This window comes from Levilactobacillus tongjiangensis (assembly GCF_003946345.1).
Classification (GTDB): domain Bacteria; phylum Bacillota; class Bacilli; order Lactobacillales; family Lactobacillaceae; genus Levilactobacillus; species Levilactobacillus tongjiangensis.
Genome location: NZ_RHNY01000008.1, coordinates 103,702 through 122,603, shown reverse-complemented (window position 1 = coordinate 122,603; position 18,902 = coordinate 103,702). Strand labels below are relative to the sequence as shown.

Annotated in this window: 20 protein-coding genes; all 20 read right to left on the bottom strand. The window is 48.8% G+C overall.

All coding sequences use genetic code 11. The features are described from left to right. Nucleotides 1-3 precede the first annotated feature (3 nt). The 20 genes from uvrB to prfB all read right to left on the bottom strand — a co-directional run bounded on the left by uvrB (nt 4) and on the right by prfB (nt 18,779). Nucleotides 4-2,010 carry an excinuclease ABC subunit UvrB gene (gene uvrB, locus EKM75_RS06655; RefSeq protein WP_125693121.1) on the bottom strand — a complete coding sequence of 669 codons (2,007 nt, stop codon included), beginning with the start codon at nt 2,008-2,010 and terminating at the stop codon, nt 4-6. Nucleotides 2,011-2,174: 164 nt separating this feature from the next. Then, the gene (locus EKM75_RS06650; RefSeq protein WP_125693119.1) at nt 2,175-2,702 is read right to left on the bottom strand and encodes an acetyltransferase; all 528 of its coding nucleotides are present in this window, start codon (nt 2,700-2,702) and stop codon (nt 2,175-2,177) included. Beyond that, nucleotides 2,703-3,341, bottom strand: coding sequence for a YfbR-like 5'-deoxynucleotidase (locus tag EKM75_RS06645; RefSeq protein WP_125693118.1), 639 nt, complete (start codon nt 3,339-3,341; stop codon nt 2,703-2,705). A 118-nt stretch (nt 3,342-3,459) separates the two neighbouring features. Beyond that, entirely contained in the window at nt 3,460-4,401 is a 942-nt protein-coding gene (gene trxB / locus EKM75_RS06640) for a thioredoxin-disulfide reductase (protein ID WP_125683488.1), read from the bottom strand. 65 nt (nt 4,402-4,466) lie between these two features. Then, nucleotides 4,467-5,372: a UTP--glucose-1-phosphate uridylyltransferase GalU gene (galU, locus tag EKM75_RS06635; protein WP_125693116.1), complete on the bottom strand. Its 906-nt coding sequence runs from the start codon at nt 5,370-5,372 to the stop codon at nt 4,467-4,469. 31 nt (nt 5,373-5,403) lie between these two features. Continuing rightward, complete coding sequence (locus tag EKM75_RS06630) at nt 5,404-6,417, bottom strand: NAD(P)H-dependent glycerol-3-phosphate dehydrogenase (protein ID WP_125693114.1); 1,014 nt, start codon at nt 6,415-6,417, stop codon at nt 5,404-5,406. Nucleotides 6,418-6,432: 15 nt separating this feature from the next. Next, a complete protein-coding gene (lgt, locus tag EKM75_RS06625) occupies nt 6,433-7,296 on the bottom strand; it encodes a prolipoprotein diacylglyceryl transferase (protein WP_125693112.1) in 864 nt (287 codons plus the stop codon). A 5-nt stretch (nt 7,297-7,301) separates the two neighbouring features. Next, the gene (gene hprK, locus EKM75_RS06620) at nt 7,302-8,237 is read right to left on the bottom strand and encodes an HPr(Ser) kinase/phosphatase (RefSeq protein ID WP_125683480.1); all 936 of its coding nucleotides are present in this window, start codon (nt 8,235-8,237) and stop codon (nt 7,302-7,304) included. 90 nt (nt 8,238-8,327) lie between these two features. Further along, a complete protein-coding gene (locus tag EKM75_RS06615; RefSeq protein WP_125693110.1) occupies nt 8,328-8,699 on the bottom strand; it encodes a phage holin family protein in 372 nt (123 codons plus the stop codon). 1 nt (nt 8,700) lies between these two features. Then, complete coding sequence (locus EKM75_RS06610) at nt 8,701-9,036, bottom strand: PspC domain-containing protein (protein WP_125693108.1); 336 nt, start codon at nt 9,034-9,036, stop codon at nt 8,701-8,703. 116 nt (nt 9,037-9,152) lie between these two features. Continuing rightward, nucleotides 9,153-9,830, bottom strand: a complete 678-nt coding sequence (phoU, locus tag EKM75_RS06605) for a phosphate signaling complex protein PhoU (RefSeq protein ID WP_125693106.1) — start codon at nt 9,828-9,830, stop codon at nt 9,153-9,155. An 11-nt stretch (nt 9,831-9,841) separates the two neighbouring features. Next, nucleotides 9,842-10,600 (bottom strand): phosphate ABC transporter ATP-binding protein PstB, encoded by a 759-nt coding sequence (gene pstB, locus EKM75_RS06600; RefSeq protein WP_125683473.1) that lies wholly within the window; start codon nt 10,598-10,600, stop codon nt 9,842-9,844. A gap of 15 nt (nt 10,601-10,615) precedes the next feature. Continuing rightward, on the bottom strand, nt 10,616-11,404 hold the full coding sequence (gene pstB / locus EKM75_RS06595; protein ID WP_125693145.1) for a phosphate ABC transporter ATP-binding protein PstB: 789 nt from the start codon (nt 11,402-11,404) through the stop codon (nt 10,616-10,618). 49 nt (nt 11,405-11,453) lie between these two features. Continuing rightward, a complete protein-coding gene (gene pstA / locus EKM75_RS06590) occupies nt 11,454-12,338 on the bottom strand; it encodes a phosphate ABC transporter permease PstA (protein ID WP_125683471.1) in 885 nt (294 codons plus the stop codon). Further along, the gene (gene pstC, locus EKM75_RS06585; RefSeq protein WP_125693104.1) at nt 12,338-13,267 is read right to left on the bottom strand and encodes a phosphate ABC transporter permease subunit PstC; all 930 of its coding nucleotides are present in this window, start codon (nt 13,265-13,267) and stop codon (nt 12,338-12,340) included. The genes pstA and pstC overlap by 1 nt, the downstream gene beginning before the upstream one ends. Further along, nucleotides 13,267-14,151 carry a phosphate ABC transporter substrate-binding protein gene (locus tag EKM75_RS06580; protein ID WP_125693102.1) on the bottom strand — a complete coding sequence of 295 codons (885 nt, stop codon included), beginning with the start codon at nt 14,149-14,151 and terminating at the stop codon, nt 13,267-13,269. Before EKM75_RS06580 ends, pstC begins: the two co-directional genes overlap by 1 nt. Before the next feature lie 183 nt (nt 14,152-14,334). Further along, nucleotides 14,335-15,678 carry a sensor histidine kinase gene (locus EKM75_RS06575; protein WP_125693100.1) on the bottom strand — a complete coding sequence of 448 codons (1,344 nt, stop codon included), beginning with the start codon at nt 15,676-15,678 and terminating at the stop codon, nt 14,335-14,337. Next, nucleotides 15,675-16,382, bottom strand: coding sequence for a response regulator transcription factor (locus EKM75_RS06570; RefSeq protein WP_125693098.1), 708 nt, complete (start codon nt 16,380-16,382; stop codon nt 15,675-15,677). Before EKM75_RS06570 ends, EKM75_RS06575 begins: the two co-directional genes overlap by 4 nt. A gap of 4 nt (nt 16,383-16,386) precedes the next feature. After that, the gene (locus tag EKM75_RS06565) at nt 16,387-17,541 is read right to left on the bottom strand and encodes a PDZ domain-containing protein (RefSeq protein WP_125693096.1); all 1,155 of its coding nucleotides are present in this window, start codon (nt 17,539-17,541) and stop codon (nt 16,387-16,389) included. 121 nt (nt 17,542-17,662) lie between these two features. Next, a protein-coding gene (gene prfB / locus EKM75_RS06560; protein WP_125693094.1) for a peptide chain release factor 2 occupies nt 17,663-18,779 on the bottom strand; the annotation gives its coding sequence in 2 pieces (ribosomal slippage) (nt 17,663-18,706 and nt 18,708-18,779; 1,116 coding nt in all). Nucleotides 18,780-18,902: the final 123 nt, after the last annotated feature.

The following is an 18,902-nucleotide window of genomic DNA, read 5'->3' as shown; positions in this document are numbered from 1 at the left end:
GACCTAATCACCAATTTCGGTCTTCATATCCATAACTGTGTCCCGTAACGAAGCAGCCTGCTCAAAGTCAAGCTTCTTGGCAGCCGCACGCATTTCGTCTTCCAACCGGGCAATCAACTTCTCTTGGTCTTCCTTGGTCATATCCTCAAAGTCACTGGCAACGAAGTCATCCTTCTCATCACCATTGTCGTTCTTCTTAGTAACCGCAATCAAATCACGAATTGGTTTGATAATCGTCGTTGGCGTAATGCCGTGCTCCTTGTTGTAAGCAATCTGGACCTTCCGCCGGCGAGCAGTCTCATCAATCGCTGCCTGCATCGATTCCGTGGTGGAGTCTGCATACATAATGACCGCCCCATGGGAGTTCCGAGCCGCCCGACCAATCGTTTGGATCAGTGACCGTTCGTTCCGTAAGAAGCCTTCCTTGTCCGCATCCAAAATCGCAACTAAGGAAACTTCGGGGATGTCGATACCTTCTCGTAACAGGTTGATGCCGACTAAAACGTCATACTTACCTAAACGCAGGTCACGCATAATTTGAGTTCGCTCCAAAGTTTTAATGTCGGAGTGCAAGTAGGCCACCTTGATACCTAAATCCTTCAGATAATCCGTCAAATCTTCCGACATTTTCTTAGTCAAGGTCGTGACGAAAGTTCGCTCGTTCTTTTCAACTCGCGCGTTGATTTCACCAACTAAGTCATCTATCTGCCCCATAATTGGGCGAACTTCGATGGTTGGATCCAGTAATCCAGTCGGCCGAATGATTTGTTGCACGACGTGATCCGTTTGCTCATGCTCGTAGGGTCCCGGTGTAGCTGACATGTACACGACCTGATTGATATGCTGCTCTACTTCATTTAATTTCAGTGGTCGGTTATCCAACGCACTAGGCAATCGAAAACCGTAATCTACCAACTGCTGTTTCCGCGCCCGGTCACCATTATACATCCCGCGGACTTGCGGCATCGTCACGTGAGATTCATCGACGACCAACAAAAAGTCCTTCGGGAAGAAGTCCAGTAAGGTATACGGTGGTTCGCCAGGTTTGCGACCGTCCATCCAGCGAGAGTAGTTTTCAATCCCACTCGTGTAGCCCATTTCCCGCATCATTTCAACATCGTACGTGGTCCGTTGCTTCAAACGTTGCGCCTCGAGCAACTTACCGTCACCTTCCAGTTCGGCCACCCGGTCCTTCAGTTCACCCTCAATCCCGTTCGTGGCCTGAGCCATGATGTCATCGTTGGTCATGAAGTGGGTGGCCGGGAAAATAGCCACGTGTTCACGGTCGCCCACAATTTCGCCAGTCAGTGAATCAACCTCACGAATGCGATCAATTTCATCGCCAAAGAATTCCACCCGTAGTGCGCGGTCATCCCGCGAAGCTGGGAAAATTTCAACCACGTCACCGTGAACCCGGAACCGGCCCCGTTGAAAGTCGTAGTCGTTGCGTTCGAATTGAATATTCACCAATTTACGCAGAAGTGCATCCCGTTCGATCTCTTGCCCGACTCGCAAGGAAACCACGTGATTCTTATATTCAGTAGGATCCCCTAATCCGAAAATAGAGGAAACGGAGGCTACCACGATGACGTCATTTCTTTCCAATAAGGAACTCGTTGCCGAGTGTCGTAACTTATCAATCTCATCATTAATGGATGAATCTTTTTCAATGTACGTATCACTCGAAGGCACGTACGCTTCCGGTTGGTAATAGTCATAGTAACTCACAAAGTATTCAACCGCGTTGTTAGGAAAGAACTGCTTGAACTCCCCGTATAGCTGACCCGCTAATGTCTTGTTATGAGACAGCACTAGCGTCGGCTTATTAACATTCTTGATAACGTTAGAAATCGTAAAAGTCTTCCCAGTCCCGGTAGCTCCCAAAAGAATCTGCGCCTTTTCACCGCCCTCAATACCCTGGGTCAATTGGCGAATCGCTTCGGGCTGATCCCCCGTTGGCTGATATTTTGATACCAGATCAAACTTTTTGTCCGTTTGTCGGTCGATCATAGATGGTAACCTCCCTACCTCAAATTATTATTAGGCTGTGGCCGTTGCCGAACAACTAATCCCCAGCCGTTTAGTTAATTTCATCAGAAAAATGGGAAACGGAGCGCTTCCCATCACGTTCAAATATTTTACCATACCGAACATACTTTCGCCACTCAGGCGTCCTATCGGGGAAATTTATCCTGATAGATGGTGATGTTAGCAGTTCGGTCTCCCTTAACAACGCTGGTCGTCTGGACCGCCGTTAGCTGTAAGTCTTCCCAGAACTGTTTCATCTGCCGATCACCCATAAAGACACTGAGCTGAAGCTGGACGGCGCCAGCCTCGCGGAGTACCGCTTTCAGACTGTGATAATAGGCGGCCGACTCCGCTGTCGTCAAAGTCTTAGCTGGCAACCACATCCCCAACCACACCAAACTGGGCAGTGGATAATCGATAATCAGATCAACCAGGACCACTAACTGCTCGTCCTGAAAGACTCCCAGGTAGGCCTTCTGCTCTGGTAAGGCGTTCAATGGAATATCCGTGACGTCCTGAATAGCTTCCTGACGGGTCACGGGGTGGTCTTGAAAATGGTCAAAATAGTCCGGATGAGCCGCCTGAAACGCATAGATCATATCGTCGTCGTCATGCGTTAGTGGCCGCACAGTGGCCCCATTTAATTTCTGATTCCAAACTTCAGCAAGTTTCATTTAATCATTATCCTCCAATAAGTGATCGGTCAACTGCGCCAACTTTTGCCGGTCACTGAAGTCAGCGGCCAACATCTCAGGCAACACGTCTGATAAGAAGTAACGCACACACGGCATTTGTTTAAACTTTAAAATCGTTGATAAACTCTCACGATAGATTTCTGTGAAGACGGGTTCTGGATTACCCTTTTGAATCTCGCCAAACGACTCGTACAACAGGTCCACTTTATCTGCCACCGACAAAATCTGGCCTTCCAGCGTGTCATCCTTGCCTTCACCCAGCCGCCGGGTGTAAGCCGCCTGAAACTGTTTGGGAATTTCATTTTGAATAAAGTTGGCCGTCAGAGAAGTTTCTACATCAGCTAACATCGTACGTAACTCGGGGGTCGCGTATTTCACGGGTGTCTTAATATCCCCGATAAACCGTTCGGTATAATCGTGATTTAAGGCTTTTTCATACAGTAATCGCCATTTTACCTGGTGCCCTGCCTGCTCCTCCACATCCCCTAAGAATTGCGCAACCTCGGCAACCTTGAATGAGTGAGCAGCCACGGAATGTTGTTCAAATTTAAAGTACCCCGGTGCCCGGTCAATTGTTTCCAAGTCACTTAAACTCTGTAAAAATTGATTCATTCCCACGTTTGCTCAGCTCCCTTAAAATTAGTTCTCATCGTCGTTAGCTTCCACGTTGCTGATATTTTGCTGACAAAAAAGCGGAAACCACCCCGATGAGGTCGTCTCCGCTAAGTTTAACATGTTATTGGGCGGAAGCCGCCTTTGATTTTAAAGTCTCCAAATAACTGAAGGCTTCTTGACCAGCGATACCACCGTCACCAACGGCCGTGGTAATCTGCCGCAGGTCTTTTTGCCGAACGTCACCAATAGCAAAGATGCCAGGAACGGCAGTTGCCATGTGATCATCGGTCTTGATCCAACCAGCTTCGTCCAAGATACCCAAGCCCTTGAAGGCGTCGGTCATTGGTAAGGTTCCCACGTAAATGAAGACCCCACTGGCTGCTAGTTCACCGGTTTCACCGGTCTGATTATTCTTAGTTGCAACGCCCGTAACCTTCATCTCGTCACCCAAGATGGCTGTTACGTTCGTGTTCCAAACAAATTCGATTTTTTCGTTGGCAAAAGCCCGGTCCTGAATAATCTTTTGTGCCCGGAGTTGATCACGCCGAACGACAATCGTTACCTTAGAAGCCAAACCGGCTAAGTAGATTCCTTCTTCAATCGCGGAATCTCCTCCACCAACAACAATGACTTCACGATTCTTAAAGAACGCACCGTCGCAGACCGCGCAGTAGGAAACGCCTCGGCCACCAAATTCATCTTCACCAGGGACGCCAAGTTTCTTGTACTCGGAGCCCGTTGCCACGATGACTGCCTTGGCTGAGTAATCGCCATCATCAGTCTTCACAACCTTATGGTCGCCGTGGTCTTCAATAGATTCAACACTGCCGTACGCAAATTCAGCGCCAAACTGAGTTGACCCATCATACATATCCTTTGCTAAATCTGGCCCGAGGACCGACTTGAAACCAGGATAGTTTTCAATCGCAGCGGTGTTGTTCATTTGCCCACCGTAAATTCCCCGGTCGAGCATCAGGACTGACAAGTTAGCCCGCGACGCATACAGCGCCCCAGTCATACCGCCAGGACCCGCACCGATGACAATGACATCATAATTTTTCACGTGTAACGCTCCCTTCTGCTCTTTAGCCTAAATGATACTTTACTATTAAAAAGTAAGTTTGTCACCTATTTCGACTTGGCTGCCTTTTCGTCAGCTGCGGTCAACTTCGTTCCGAGTTCCTTGATGTAGGCCCGGAGTTGATCTTTAGTTTCAGGGTGTTGCAGACCGTATTCAATGTTGGTTTGAATCCAACCGAACTTGTTACCGACATCAAACCGCTTGCCCTTGTATTCGTGGGCAAAGACCCGTTGTGTCTGGTTGAGTCGATCAATGGCATCCGTCAATTGTAATTCGTTGCCTAAACCAACCGGGGTATTTTCCAATGCTTCAAAAATTTCTGGCGTAAACAGGTACCGGCCAATGATTGCCAAGTCACTCGGTGCCTCATCTGGCTGTGGCTTTTCCACGAAGTTCGTAACGTTGTACAAACCTGGCTCTGTTTCTTCGGAAGGGTTGATAACCCCATACTTGGCAGTGTCCTTGTGAGGCACCCGCATCACAGCCAACGTGGAAGTACCCGTTTCGTTGTAACGGTCGATCAGTTGCTTAGTCAGTGGCACCTTGCTGTCAGTCATGTCATCACCCAACATAACGATGAACGGTTCATCTCCAATAAAAGCCTTCGCCGTCAAGACAGCATCCCCTAAGCCACGAGGATAAGGCTGGCGAATGAAGTAAAGATTCATGCCAGTCGTCTCCTGAACCTGGCGCAATAGTTCATCCTTATGTTTAGCCTCCAGGTTAGCTTCCAGTTCAGGATTGGAATCAAAGTGATCTTCGATAGACCGCTTTGACTTGCCATCAACGATGACGATATCTTCAATTCCAGATTTACGCGCTTCCTCAACGATAAATTGAATCGTTGGCTTGTCCACGATTGGTAACATTTCCTTGGCTAACGCCTTGGTTGCTGGTAAGAAACGGGTCCCCAGACCCGCCGCTGGAATCACTGCTTTTCTAACTTTTCTCATAGTTCAAAATCCTTCCTCGTATCCCCTGCAACTAAAATTCAGAACGGCCTTCACGTTGCATCAAATCTGAAATGGCCTGCCGAATGTCCTTGCCTTCATAAATAACTTGGTAAATAGCTTCCGTGATAGGCATCGAAACGCCACGTTCCTTGGATAGCTCGTAAGCTGCCTTGGTCGTCGCTAAGCCTTCGATCACCATACCCATATGGTTGATGACATCATCCAACGCTTCGCCGCGGCCTAATTCGTCACCGGCTCGCCAGTTCCGTGAATTAGAACTTGTTGCGGTCACGATGATATCGCCGACGCCGGACAACCCGATAAATGTCATCGGGTCAGCTCCAAATGACGTCCCTAACCGAGAAATTTCGGCCAAGCCTCGAGTCATCAGAGCAGCCTTAGCGTTATCCCCGTAGCCTAAACCGTGTAGGGCCCCAGCTCCTAAAGCAATGATGTTCTTGAGGGCAGCCCCGATTTCAACACCGATGACGTCAGAGTTCGTGTAAACCCGGAAGTATGGTGTCATGAATAATTTTTGCACAAATTTAGCTGATTCTGGGTTAGCACTAGCCGCCGTGACCAACGTAATATCCTTACGGGCAACGTCTTCAGCGTGACTAGGGCCGGACAGTACCGTGACCCCTTTGCGGTTACTTTCAGGAATTTCTTCTTCCAATACTTGTGAGAGCCGCTTGTACGTCTTCTGCTCGATTCCCTTGCTAGCGTGGATCAGTTGGGGCTGTAAGTTCTTTTCCTTCAGAATTGCCGCAACATTCCCCGCAACAGACCGGATAGCCTTGGTTGGGACCACGAATAAGATGGCATCAACCCCGTCCAGAGCACTGGCTAGGTCGGAGTAAGCTACTAATGAAGGTGAGAACGTGTAATCCTTGATGTAGTGTGCATTGGTGTGCTGAGTATTCAGTTCCTCAACCTGCTTAGGGTTGTACGACCATAAACGAACATCATGCCCATTTTCATCCAGGACGCTCGCTAAAATTGACCCCCATGAACCGGCACCGAGTACTGCAATTTTCTCTGACATAGTAATGGATTCTCCTTATTTAGAAAGTTTAGTTTTTTCTCGAAACGGATTCCCGTCAAGGTAGGCTACCGGTGGATTAGCTTCGCGCCGCCGGTAGATCCAAATAATCAGGGCCCCCACGAATAACACAACTGATAAGGCTTGTGAGATGCGTAGTAGATGGAACAGCCACAGACTATCCGTCCGCATACCCTCGATGAAGAACCGACCAAATGAATACCACATCACGTAGGCCAGGAACACCTCACCTTGGCGAAATAACCCAGGATAGTGACGTAAGCTCATTAGGACCACGAACCCCATGAGACTCCAAGTGGATTCATAGAGGAACGTTGGCTGACGGTACATCCCGTTGACCAACATCTGACTAATAATCCAATTAGGTAGGTGTAATCCCTGCAAGAACGCCAGACTGGTCACCCGACCATAGGCTTCTTGATTCATGAAGTTCCCCCACCGACCAATGGCCTGGCCTAAAATCACGGTCGGCGCAGCCACGTCCAACATCAGCCAGGTTGGAATAAACCGTGACCGACAGAAAATCACTACGACGATTCCAGCCCCAATCAGGGACCCATAGATGGCAATACCACCATCCCAAATCGCAATGATTTCGCTGGCATGTTTAGCATAATAGTTCCAATTAAAGACGACATAATACAGTCGTGCAGCAATTAACGCTGCGGGTAACGCCCACAAGATCATGTCATAGATGTCATCGGGATTAATTCCTCGCCGCCGCCCTTCACGGACCGCTAACGTAACTGCGAGGACAACGCCCGCAGCAATGATGACCCCGTACCAGTGAACGGCAATGGGGCCTAAATGAATGGCGATGGGGTTAAGCGCCGCCACGATTGGTGAAAAGATAACGCCCATCTCCCTTATGAGTTATTTCCGTTCTTTTTAATTAAGCGCTTTAAGTTCTCATCAAAGACCTTCGTTGCATCGTATCCCATGGAACGGGCCCGGAAGTTCATGGCTGCCGCTTCAATAATGATTGCTAAGTTACGCCCAGTCTTAACTGGAATTGTAATCTTGGGAACAACAACGTCAAAGAACCGTTGTGATTCACTGTTGTTTCCTAAGCGATCAAAGTGGTTATCATCGTGCCAAGCTTCCAGGTGCACAATCAGGTCAATATCCGTTTCAGAACGCACTGCGCCAGCACCAAAGAGGTTCATGACGTCAATGATTCCGATTCCACGGATTTCCAACAGATGGCTAAGAATGGCGGGCGCTGCCCCTACCAGCGTTTGTTCGTCTTGTTGGTAAACTTCAACTCGGTCATCGGCAATCAGCCGGTGGCCCCGTTTAACCAGTTCCAACGCCGTTTCACTCTTCCCGACACCAGAATCACCGGTAATCATGACCCCAACACCGTAAATATCGACTAAAACACCGTGAACTGACTGACGTTCCGCCAGTTTACCTTCTAGGAAGTTAGTCATGTTACTGAGGACCCGTGAAGTTGTCAATTTCGTTCCTAAGATAGGAATTCCCGCTTCCTTAGCGGATTCTTTCAACTCTTCTGGTGGATCCAACTGCGTAGAAATGACGAATGCGGGTGTTTCAGGTTGACACATTTTCCGCATGACATCCAACAGTTTCTCGTGACTCATGCCCTTAGCAAATGACGTTTCAGTAATTCCAAGTAACTGCACTCGTCGAGCTGGGTAATAATTAAAGTAACCGGTCAATTCCAGACCGGGACGTGAAATATCACTGGTGGTAATTGGTCGGTCCAAGTCATCTTCACCGGAATAAATATCCAACCGGTTCACCTTGACGAGGTCGGCCACTGTGACACTCTCTGTCATGGGCGCTCCTCCTTACTGCATAGTAAACTACTCTAATTTTAGCACTTTACGGGGTCGACTCCTACCAAATTAATTCGTTTGCGAGTCAACTTATCCTCGGGCGTAGTGATCACTAATAATTGTATTGAAAAGAGCCATCACCACCGCAATGATCATGGTCGTACCAAACGAGGTAAAGGCAAAGCTATTTCCTACCAACGCCGAGGTCAGTTCCAACATGGCCGCATTAATCACAATGCTAAAAAGCCCGAGGGTCAAAATAGTGATTGGGAGTGACAACACGAACAGAATGGGCCGGACGACCGCATTCAACACCGCAAGCACCAGACTCGCCAGAATAGCGACCCACACACTGGATACGACGAAGGAGTTTTGTAGGCTCCCTGCCCAGGAACTTTGAAAGAACCCCGCTAAGGCCAAGAATATTAAGGCATTAAAGAATATTCGTCGCCAAAAGCCCACGCTACTCACCATCCTTGTGATGGTTCTTAATATCCTGCTCAGTCACATCATGAATCACCTTGCGCCCGGAATCTTGGGCAGCCCTCGTTCCGCCCCGAAAAAGGTCGCCTAAACTTGGTCCCCCAACAGGGCGAGAATCATCCAGCGGCATGAAAGTCATGACGACCACATACACCAACAATCCCAAGATTCCGTGGGTCGGAATAGCGAGAGAAACTAACACGTAAATTAACCGCAAGAGGTTGGCATTCCAATTAAAGTATTCGGCGATTCCACCCAATACCCCACCAACTAATCGGTTCGTACGGGAACGAACAAAACGTTTTTTTGCTGCCATCGACGGACACTTCCTTTTGTAAAATTGATTTCCTATTACGGCAAGAATAACGAAAGCGACCACTGAAAGCAAGTTTCCAGTGGTCGTTCATCTAAATCTTCAGTTTTGGTTAACGTTTAGTCCGTTGAATCCTGGTTGGCTGGATTTAATTCAATGATCTGCCCGGACTTCAGGTAGACGATCCATTCACACACGTTCGTCACGTAATCCCCGATGCGGCTCAAATCTTGGGCCACGTTCAGGTAAATGGAAGCCCCGGTTTCAAAGACTGGGTCCTGCCGCATTTGTTGATAGCTATCTGCTCTAACCTGATGATTCAATTGGTCCAACTTACGATCAATGTCTGCTAGTTTACGGGCTTCGTGCTCATCCTTGTTCACGTAAGCCGCCAGGACATCCTTGATCATTTGCGTGCCCAACTGGCCCATTTGGTCGATCAGCTCTTCCAAGACCGGAATCTTCTGCTTGGAACCAAACTTAATGGTCGCGTGGGCAATGTTTCTCGCATGATCCCCCGCTCGTTCCAGTTCCGAGACGGCTTTTAAAATCGTGACGATTTCGCGCAAGTCGGTCGTCACTGGTTGGTACAGGGCAATCATCTCAAACGTCTTCTTTTCCAACGCAATTTCCCGTTGGTTGATTTCATGATCAGTATCAATAATATGCTGAGCAGCCACGGCATCTCGATTCGTAAAAGAATCTACCGATTGCTGAATGACCTCACTGACCAGCATCCCCATTTCTGTAAAGTCAGCGTCTAAATCTGCCAACTCATCATCAAATAATCTTCGCATAAGTTACCTCCTTAGCCAAAGCGCCCACTAATGTAGTCTTCCGTCTGTTTCTTGGCGGGATTCATAAAAATGTTCTTGGTTTGATCCACCTCAATCAGCTCACCATTCATAAAGAACGCTGTTCGATCAGCGATTCGAGAGGCTTGCTGGAGGTTATGGGTTACGATAATAATCGTATAATCATTCCGCAAATTCAAGAGAGTTGCTTCAATTTGACTGCTGGACACCGGATCCAGTGCGCTGGTCGGTTCGTCCAACAGAATGATTTCTGGTGAAACGGCGAGCACTCGTGCAATGCAGACCCGTTGCTGTTGCCCACCAGAAAGGGCCAACGCACTTTCATGCAAATGGTCCTTCACTTCATCCCAAACCGCTGCTTGCCGCAAAGATTTTTCAACCACAGCATCCAGTTTTTCTTTATCTTTCTCACCGGCAATTCGCAAGCCATAAATAACGTTGTCATAGATTGAGAATGGGAAAGGGTTCGGTTGCTGGAAGACCATTCCAATTTCTTTCCGAATTTCAACCGTGTCCGCACTTGGTGAATAGAGATTCTGATCTTTGAATTTAATGGTTCCCGTGATAGTCACGTTGGGAATCAAGTCGTTCATGCGGTTCAGTGTCCGCAGATACGTGGACTTCCCACAACCGGATGGTCCAATCAACGCGGTAATACCCTTCTCATCGAAGTTCAGGTTGATTCCCTTCAAAGCTTCCTTGTCCCCATAATACAGATGTAGGTCCTGTGTCGTCAAAATTTCCTTACTCATGTTCTTTTCCTCCTCTTAGCCGAAGTTCCCCGAAACATAATCACTCGTGACCTGAACCTGTGGATTCGTAAATATTTGGCTCGTGGTGTCGTATTCCAACACCCGCCCCTGATTGAAAAATGCCGTGTATTCACTGATCCGGGCCGCTTGTTGCATGTTGTGCGTCACGATGATAATGGTGTAATTCTCCTTCAATTCCAACAACGTGTCTTCCAGCTGACCGGTTGACACGGGATCCAAAGCACTTGCCGGCTCATCCAACAACAAAATGTCGGGCTTGACGGCAATCGCCCGGGCAATACACAACCGTTGGGCTTGCCCCCCCGACAAGGCTAAGGCGCTCTTGTTCAAGTCATCCTTGACCTGTTCCCAGAGTGCCGCTTGCTTGAGGGACGTTTCTACAATTTCATCCAACTCGTGTTTACCGGTCACCCCGCGCAGACGGAGGGCAAACGCAATGTTGTCGTAGATTGATTTAGCAAATGGATTGGGGCGTTGAAACACCATCCCAACCCGCCGTCGCATCTCATAGACGTCCACGGCCGGTTGGTTAATGTCCACGCCACGATACATGATGCGCCCAGTCACCGTCGCAATTCGATCATTCATTCGATTCAAAGACCGTAAGAACGTGGATTTACCGGAACCGGAAGGCCCAATCAACGCGGTAATTTGGTTACTAGCAAATTGCAGGTCACCCTCGAACAGGGCTTCCTTTTTGCCATAATACACGTGCAAATCCTCAGTCGACAGAATAATGGGGTGACCCGCCTCACTTGGTTGGGTGACGTGTCGTTCTAACATTTCTTCAGACTTTCTGACGTCGTTATTCACAAACATGGCGTGCCCTCCTTTATGCAGACGTTAGCCGCTTATACAGCCGCTTACCTAGGTAACGAGCAGCGAAGTTAAATAGTAAAATTGCTAGGACTAAAACTGCGGACGACCCAGACGAAATGGCTTTCGCATCCGGCATAATTCCCTCAGAATTGATTTTCCAAATGTGGACCGCCAACGTTTCAGCCGGCCGCATTGGATTCAATGGACTGGAAATATTGAACGGATTCCAGTCCGCAAAGTTCAAGGCTGGCGCACTTTGCCCCGCCGTGTAAATTAAGGCAGCCGCTTCACCAAAGACTCGGCCGGCACTTAAAATGACACCGGTCAAAATACTGGGCACCGCTGCTGGCAAGATGACCCGGGTCACCGTTTCCCAACGTGATAAGCCTAATGCCAAGCCACCTTCGCGTTGAACATCACTAATTGTTCGGAGTGAATCCTCAATACTCCGGGTCAACAGCGGCAGATTGAAGAAGGTTAACGCAAAGGCCCCAGAAAGAATGGAGAAGCCTAACCGTAACTTCACCACGAAGAACAGGAAGCCAAACAGTCCAACTACCACCGAAGGCAGTGAACTTAGAATTTCAATGGCCGTGCGAATCGTGGCGGTTACCCAGTTATCCTTCGCGTATTCGTAGAGGTAGATTGCTGCCCCCAAGGCAATGGGAAAGGAAATCAGCATCGCTAGAATCAAGAGGTAAAAGGAATTGAACAGTTGGATTCCTACCCCACCACCGGACAAGAACGCCTTCGCTGGAGAGGTTAGAAAGTGCCAACTCAACTTAGGCATCCCACTCACCAAGATGTACCCCAATAGCGCCAGCAGAATCAGGACAACTAACCCAGCGATTCCGTAAAGAGCACCAATGGCTAGCTGATTTTGTTTTTTAGAAGTCATTATTGCAAGCGCCCCTTTCGGCCAATCAAGCGAATAATTAAGTTAAAGACTAGGGACATCAGTAAGAGTACTAGAGCCAGTGACCAGAGCGCATTGTTCTGCAGCGAACCCATCACGGTGTTCCCAATTCCCGTCGTCAAGACAGACGTCAGCGTCGATGATGGTGACACCAGACTATTGGGCATTAATGCCGCGTTTCCGATAACCATCTGTACGGCCAAAGCTTCACCGAAGGCCCGGGCCATCCCGAAGACCACGGCTGTCATTAGTCCCGGCGTGGCCGCCCGCAGAACAACCTTATAGATGGTCTGCCATTGCGTAGCGCCCAAGGCTAGTGATGCTTCCCGGTAATAACGGGGAACCGACTTCAAGGCATCAGCACTCATGGACGTTACCGTGGGTAAAATCATCACGAAGAGCACACAGGTTCCAGAAAGAATGCCGAAACCACTGCCACCGAAGATGGCCCGCGTCACCGGAACCACCACGGATAACCCAATGAATCCATAAACCACTGAGGGAATTCCCACTAGCAATTCCGTAACGGGCTGTAAGATCTTAGCCCCTTTGTTAGGAGAGATTTCATTCATAAAGACCGCCGTTCCAATCGCAAATGGTGTGGCTACTAGGGCCGATAAGATTGTGATCAAGAACGACCCCACAATCATGGGTAAGGCACCCACCTCAGGCTTACCATTAGCATCCGTAATATTAGGATTCCACTGCTTACCGGTTAAAAAGTCCCAGAGATTAACGTGATTGCTAGTAAACGTCGCAATCCCTTTAGAGGCCACAAATCCAATGATGGCAACCACAACGGCCACAATCAGGAGTAGGGCTGAGAAACTAACGACCCGCCCCCAGATTTCTAGCTTGGCGGCCTTAGAACGCCGCTTTAATTGTTGCTCTAACTGTTGCGTTGCTTTCATTAGTTTGTGCCTCCCAACTGTTTAACGTGTCCCTGTGCGTTCCGCTCAACTTGCATTTGATCAGGCGACAAATAACCCAGTTGACGAACCAGCGTTTTTTGAACTGCTGGTGACTGAACATACGCAATGAAGTTCTTAGTCAACCCGGTTGGCTGTCCCTTGGTATACAGATGTTCATAGGACCAGATTCGCCATTTGTTCGTGGTCACGTTGACCTCCGTTGGAGCGACATGATTCAGATCCAGTTCCTGGACCGTCTTGTCTACGTAAGAAAATGCCACGTAACTGATGGCACCCGGAGTGGTGGCCACAATTGACCGGACCATCCCCGAGGAATCCTGTTCTTGAGCCGTCTTTGAACGACTTTGGTTCAAGCCAAATTGCTCAAACGTTGCCCGCGTTCCACTTCCCTGGGCCCGATTAATCAAAACAACGGGGAGATTGGCCCCTCCCACCTGTTGCCAGTTGGTAATCTTACCAGTAAATACCCCGATTAATTGCTTAGTTGATAAGTTTTTGACGCCTACTTTTTTATTGACGATTGGTGTAATGCCGACCACGGCTACCCGGTGGTCAACCAGTTCAGTCGAACGGATGCCTTTTTGCTCAGCGGCAAACAGATCAGAATTGCCAATCTGTACGGCCCCCTCTTGAATTTGGCTCAGACCAGTTCCAGTTCCCCCACCCTGGACGTTTACAAACGTTCCTAAGTGTTCCCCCGTATACTGTTCCCCTGCCGCCTCCACTAAGGGTTGCAAAGCTGTCGACCCAACCGCAGTGATGGATTCCCCCGCATGGCTGACCTGACGCGTTTGATAAGCAAAGACTCCCAAGCCTAGTAAGACAACCAGAATGAGTCCTTGTACCCAGCGTTTTTTAGACATACCGTTTGACCTCCTATCGGTTAAGCGTCGCGGCCCAACCATTTCAAAAGTAAGTATAGCGAACGAATGTAAATGTCTGGTAGACGTATTGTAAAGGTTGTGTAAATGTAACCCATTATTAGGAATTATTATGCAAAATAAAAAACGGGATTCACCACTTTGGTGAATCCCGTTGGGGCAACGCTAGTCGACTGGAAAGGTCATCGTGACCGTCGTTCCCTCATCGATTGCACTTTGTAAATCAATTTTACCATTCAATGATTCCACGAGTTCCCGGACAATGGCGAGACCAAGACCACTTCCACTGACCAGCTGGTTCGAGTGAGAAACATCCGCTCGGTAGAACCGTTCAAAGACTCTAAGTTGATCCTGGGGAGAAATTCCCACCCCCGTGTCGGCAATAATCAGTGCCCACGACCGGCCCGACTTAGTCGTTGAAATCGTAATTGACCCCTGTGGTCGATTGTATTTGATGGCATTACCTAAAACATTTTTCAGAATTTGATCAAACTTTCTGCGATCAGTCGTTTCAATCAACTCATTGGGCACCTGATTGACCAGGGTCACCTGATTCACGCCCGCCAGTGGCGCCAATAACCGGACCTGATTGGCCACCATCTGACCAACGGGGACCGCGGTTGCCTCCACAGCATTTCCGGACTCAATATGTGAAATTGTCAACACATCGTTGATCAGCTCTACTAAGCGTTCACTCTGCTCGTCGATGATTTTTAGAAATTCAACTGACTTCTCTGGATCATCCTTTGCTCCCGCTAACAATGTCTTAGCAAATCCCGAAATCGCCGTAACTGGCGTCTTCAGTTCATGAGAAGCGTTCGACACAAAGTCCATCTGCATCTGTTCAACGGCATAGACCTCCGTCACATCATACAGTAAGACTAGCACCTGAAAATAATCCTGAGAGGTTGCCGTATAAACCGCCCGAACGTCAACGGTCCGGTCAGCGGTAACCCCTGGTAACTTTAACGTCTTATGCTGCGTTTGTCGTTCGCTTAACGCCGAGTTGATGAGACTGGCCAGCTCGAATTGGCGGACATCCTGGGTAAACAGGTGTCGTCGTGGCGAAATGCGATGCTGTAAGAACTGTTCCATCGCCGGGTTGGCCAACTCAACTTTACGGTAACGATCGATGACCATCACCCCAATGGGCAGATAGTCAAGTAACGTGGCAAACTCCTGATTTTGGCCGGCCATTTGGCGCTGCACCTTTCGCTGCTGGGTCTGCAGATAATTAATCTGTAACGCCAATTGATAGAACAGATCATGCGGTGACAAGAGCACGTGGGCAGGTTCCTCCTCATGTCGAATCCCCTTAACTTTGTTCGTAAGAATTGAAATCCGCTGATCCCCCAACCTGATCAGATAGCCAATCGCGACTGTTTCCAAAATTGCCAAGGACCAAGCCATCAGCAATGCCCAGCCTAAGTGTGGCGAATCAACCAGCCATACTAACAGGCTGTTTAAACCACCCATAATCAACAAGGCTGTCATTAGGCGGCGAATCATGATTGCGCCTCAAACGTGTAGCCGAACCCCCGCACCGTTTTCAAGAGAACCGGATGTTTTGGATCGAGTTCAATTTTTTCGCGTAGATGAGACACGTGAATGTCCACCATCCGAGTTTGCCCACTGTAGTCAAATCCCCAAACGCCTTCGAGCAACTGCTCACGGCTCCAAACTTTACCCGGCCGCTTCGCAAAGAAGAGTAAAAGTTCGAACTCCTTGGGCGTCAAGTCAATGGGGGTTGCTCCCCGTTTAACTTGAAATTTATCCTGGTCGATCGTCAAGTCAGCGACCTGCAACCGGTGGTCGGCCTTCGTTGGCGTCGTCGCCTGTGGCTCGTCATCGTGGTACCGCCGCATAACCGCCTTCATTCGCGCAATGACCTCACGAGGACTGAACGGTTTGGTGATATAATCGTCGGCTCCTAATTCCAACCCAAAAACGGTGTCGAATTCACTGGTCTTAGCCGTAATCATAATGATGGGCGTACTAATCTTTTCCTGACGCAAACGCTTTGTCACCTCTACGCCATCCATCTTAGGTAACATTAAATCTAACAAAATGACATCAAACTTCTCATGCAACGCTAGGTTTAAGGCCTGCTCACCGTCAATTGCCGTCACAACTTGATAATCCGCTTGTTCAAGGTTGTACTGTAGCAACGTCACGATGGCTGGCTCGTCATCGACGACTAAGACTCTACTCATAGGTTTACCCCTCCTGATCTCTGAATAGGACGATGCCAATCTCATGTGGTGCGCCTGAATAAATGGCCGTTTCGGTCACTTTCAGTTCCCCCTGAACATCACGCACCCGTAAATGACAATACGTTGGATTAGCCAATAAGGCTTCATAAAAACTTGTTTCACTATTAATTGCTTGGTGATTACACTCTAAAATGATGTCTCCCGCCTCTAAGTCCATTTTGACTGCGGGCGTGCGGGGACGAATGGCTAAAACGCGAACGCCATCATCGACTTGAGAATACCAGAATTGTTGCCGCTCATCATAGCGTTTAGCTTGCCATAGGACTAGTCCGTAACCAACTAACAGGACGATTAATCCGACCGGCAAATCTTGTGGGCGCCAAGCCGTCCAACCCAAGCCAACCAAGCTCAACGCAGCGAGCCACACCATTTTGCGGGCCAAGCGCCGATACACTTCACGGGGCACTTGCCGAAAAACGGTGAACCTCAATCCCAGCAACAGCGGTACTACTAGAATGGCGTACGTTTGACCGTGGATATTTAACACTGGCCAAAAGCTTAGCTGACTGGTAAACCAATCACCTGGCACTAATGTCACCATCGGAAGCACCAGCAACTCACGCCACGGGTAGCCAGCAATTCGCTTGCCCCGCTGCTTGGCGTAAATTTTGGGACTCACAAAGCGGCCACCGTAGTTCGCCAGCCAGTGTCCCAAAATCATGAAGAAAATAACCAATAACCATAAGTAATTGAGATGAGCGACACCGTGCCAACTCAACCCAACAGTCGACAAATCAGGTTTATCCGTTATGTAAGGGCCTGCCAGAACCGTTAACAAGGTGGTTACCACGATCAAGGTCATTGGTAAAACAGTGGTTGGCAATAACAATAAGGTAACTGCTCCTAAAATCTCATAGATAATGATCCACAATAGCGGCAAACTAAATCCTAGCAAAAAGTTGAGTAGCGAAAGTCCCGCTCCCAGGAGCAAGCCCTGGGTTAACATATGCCGCAACTCATAATGATCACTGTACACCGCACTTCCAAAACTGCGACGTTCAGCTTTAATCCGTGACTTACTGGTCAACCAGACCCGAATAATGGCAAGCCACAACAGCGGCTGGAGTAAATAACTCCCCAGCGCAATTAATGTCCGCATGAAATCGACATCCTTCCTGAAAAAATAGCTGTCCTCAGTATAGCATGAAACAAAAACGGGCAACACGACATTCGTGTTACCCGTGCAACCATTATCTTAATAATAGGGTTTTGCTAAATCATTAATCCGGATTCTTCTGACTCAACTGCCACTGCAAAAAGGCATCAATAAATGGATCCAGGTCGCCGTCCATGACGGCCTGCCCATTCCCCGTTTCATAATTGGTACGATGATCCTTGACCATAGTATACGGGTGGAAAACGTACGACCGAATCTGAGAGCCCCAACCAATGTCCATCTGGTCGCCCTCAAGCTTCGCCTTTTCCTCGGCCTTCTTTTCCTCTTCCCGTTCGTAGAGTTTGGCCCGCAACATCCCCATTGCCGTTTGCCGGTTCTGAAGCTGCGACCGTTGCGCCTGACTTTGCGTCACGATTCCCGTAGGCAAGTGGGTGATTCGGACCGCGGAAGACGTCTTGTTGACATGTTGTCCACCGGCACCGGATGCCCGGTAAACGTCAACTTTCAAATCTGCCGGATTGATTTCAACATCCACGGAATCATCCAGCTCTGGCAGGACGTCCACGGAAGCGAACGACGTGTGGCGCCGCCCAGCCGAATCAAATGGCGAGATGCGGACTAACCGATGAACGCCCTTTTCGGAACGCAGATAACCGTAGGCGTTGTGTCCAGCAATCAACAAGGTGGCACTGCTTAACCCAGCAACGTCGCCCGGTTGGTAGTCCAATACGGTGACTTTAAAGTCGTGTTGCTCCGCCCAACGCGTATACATCCGCATGAGCATGTCACCCCAGTCCTGAGATTCCGTTCCCCCGGCCCCGGGATGAATTTCCAGAATAGCGTTGTTGTGGTCATACTTCTGGTTCAGCAGCATGTTGAGACTATACTGCTGGAGAGCCTTTTGCGCCGTCGCAAAGTCCTGTTCAAACTCTGCCTGCATATCTGCATCCGGTTCCTCTTGAAGCAGCTCCAAGGCTACCTCAAGATCATCAATTTGGTTGGCTAGGTTCTGGTACTCATCAACTTTTTTCTTCATTTCATTGGTCGCATCGATCAATCGTTGTGCCGCCTGCGCATCGTCCCAAAAATTAGGCTCAGCCATTTGGGACTCATTGACACTAATGCTTTCATTTAAAGCATCAAAGTCAAAGCGACCCCCTAAAGCCGGTTAACTGACTGCGCATGGTCGCAATTTCACGTTTTGCATCGCTTAATTCCATTGTGCATTGGCTCCTTTAAAGTTATTTTCGGTTAGTTTGGTGACCTGCTTAAACGAAATAATCTGACAATCGTTTTCATCCCTAGCTGATCCCCGTCGGTTAAGACAAAACGAGGCTGGAATC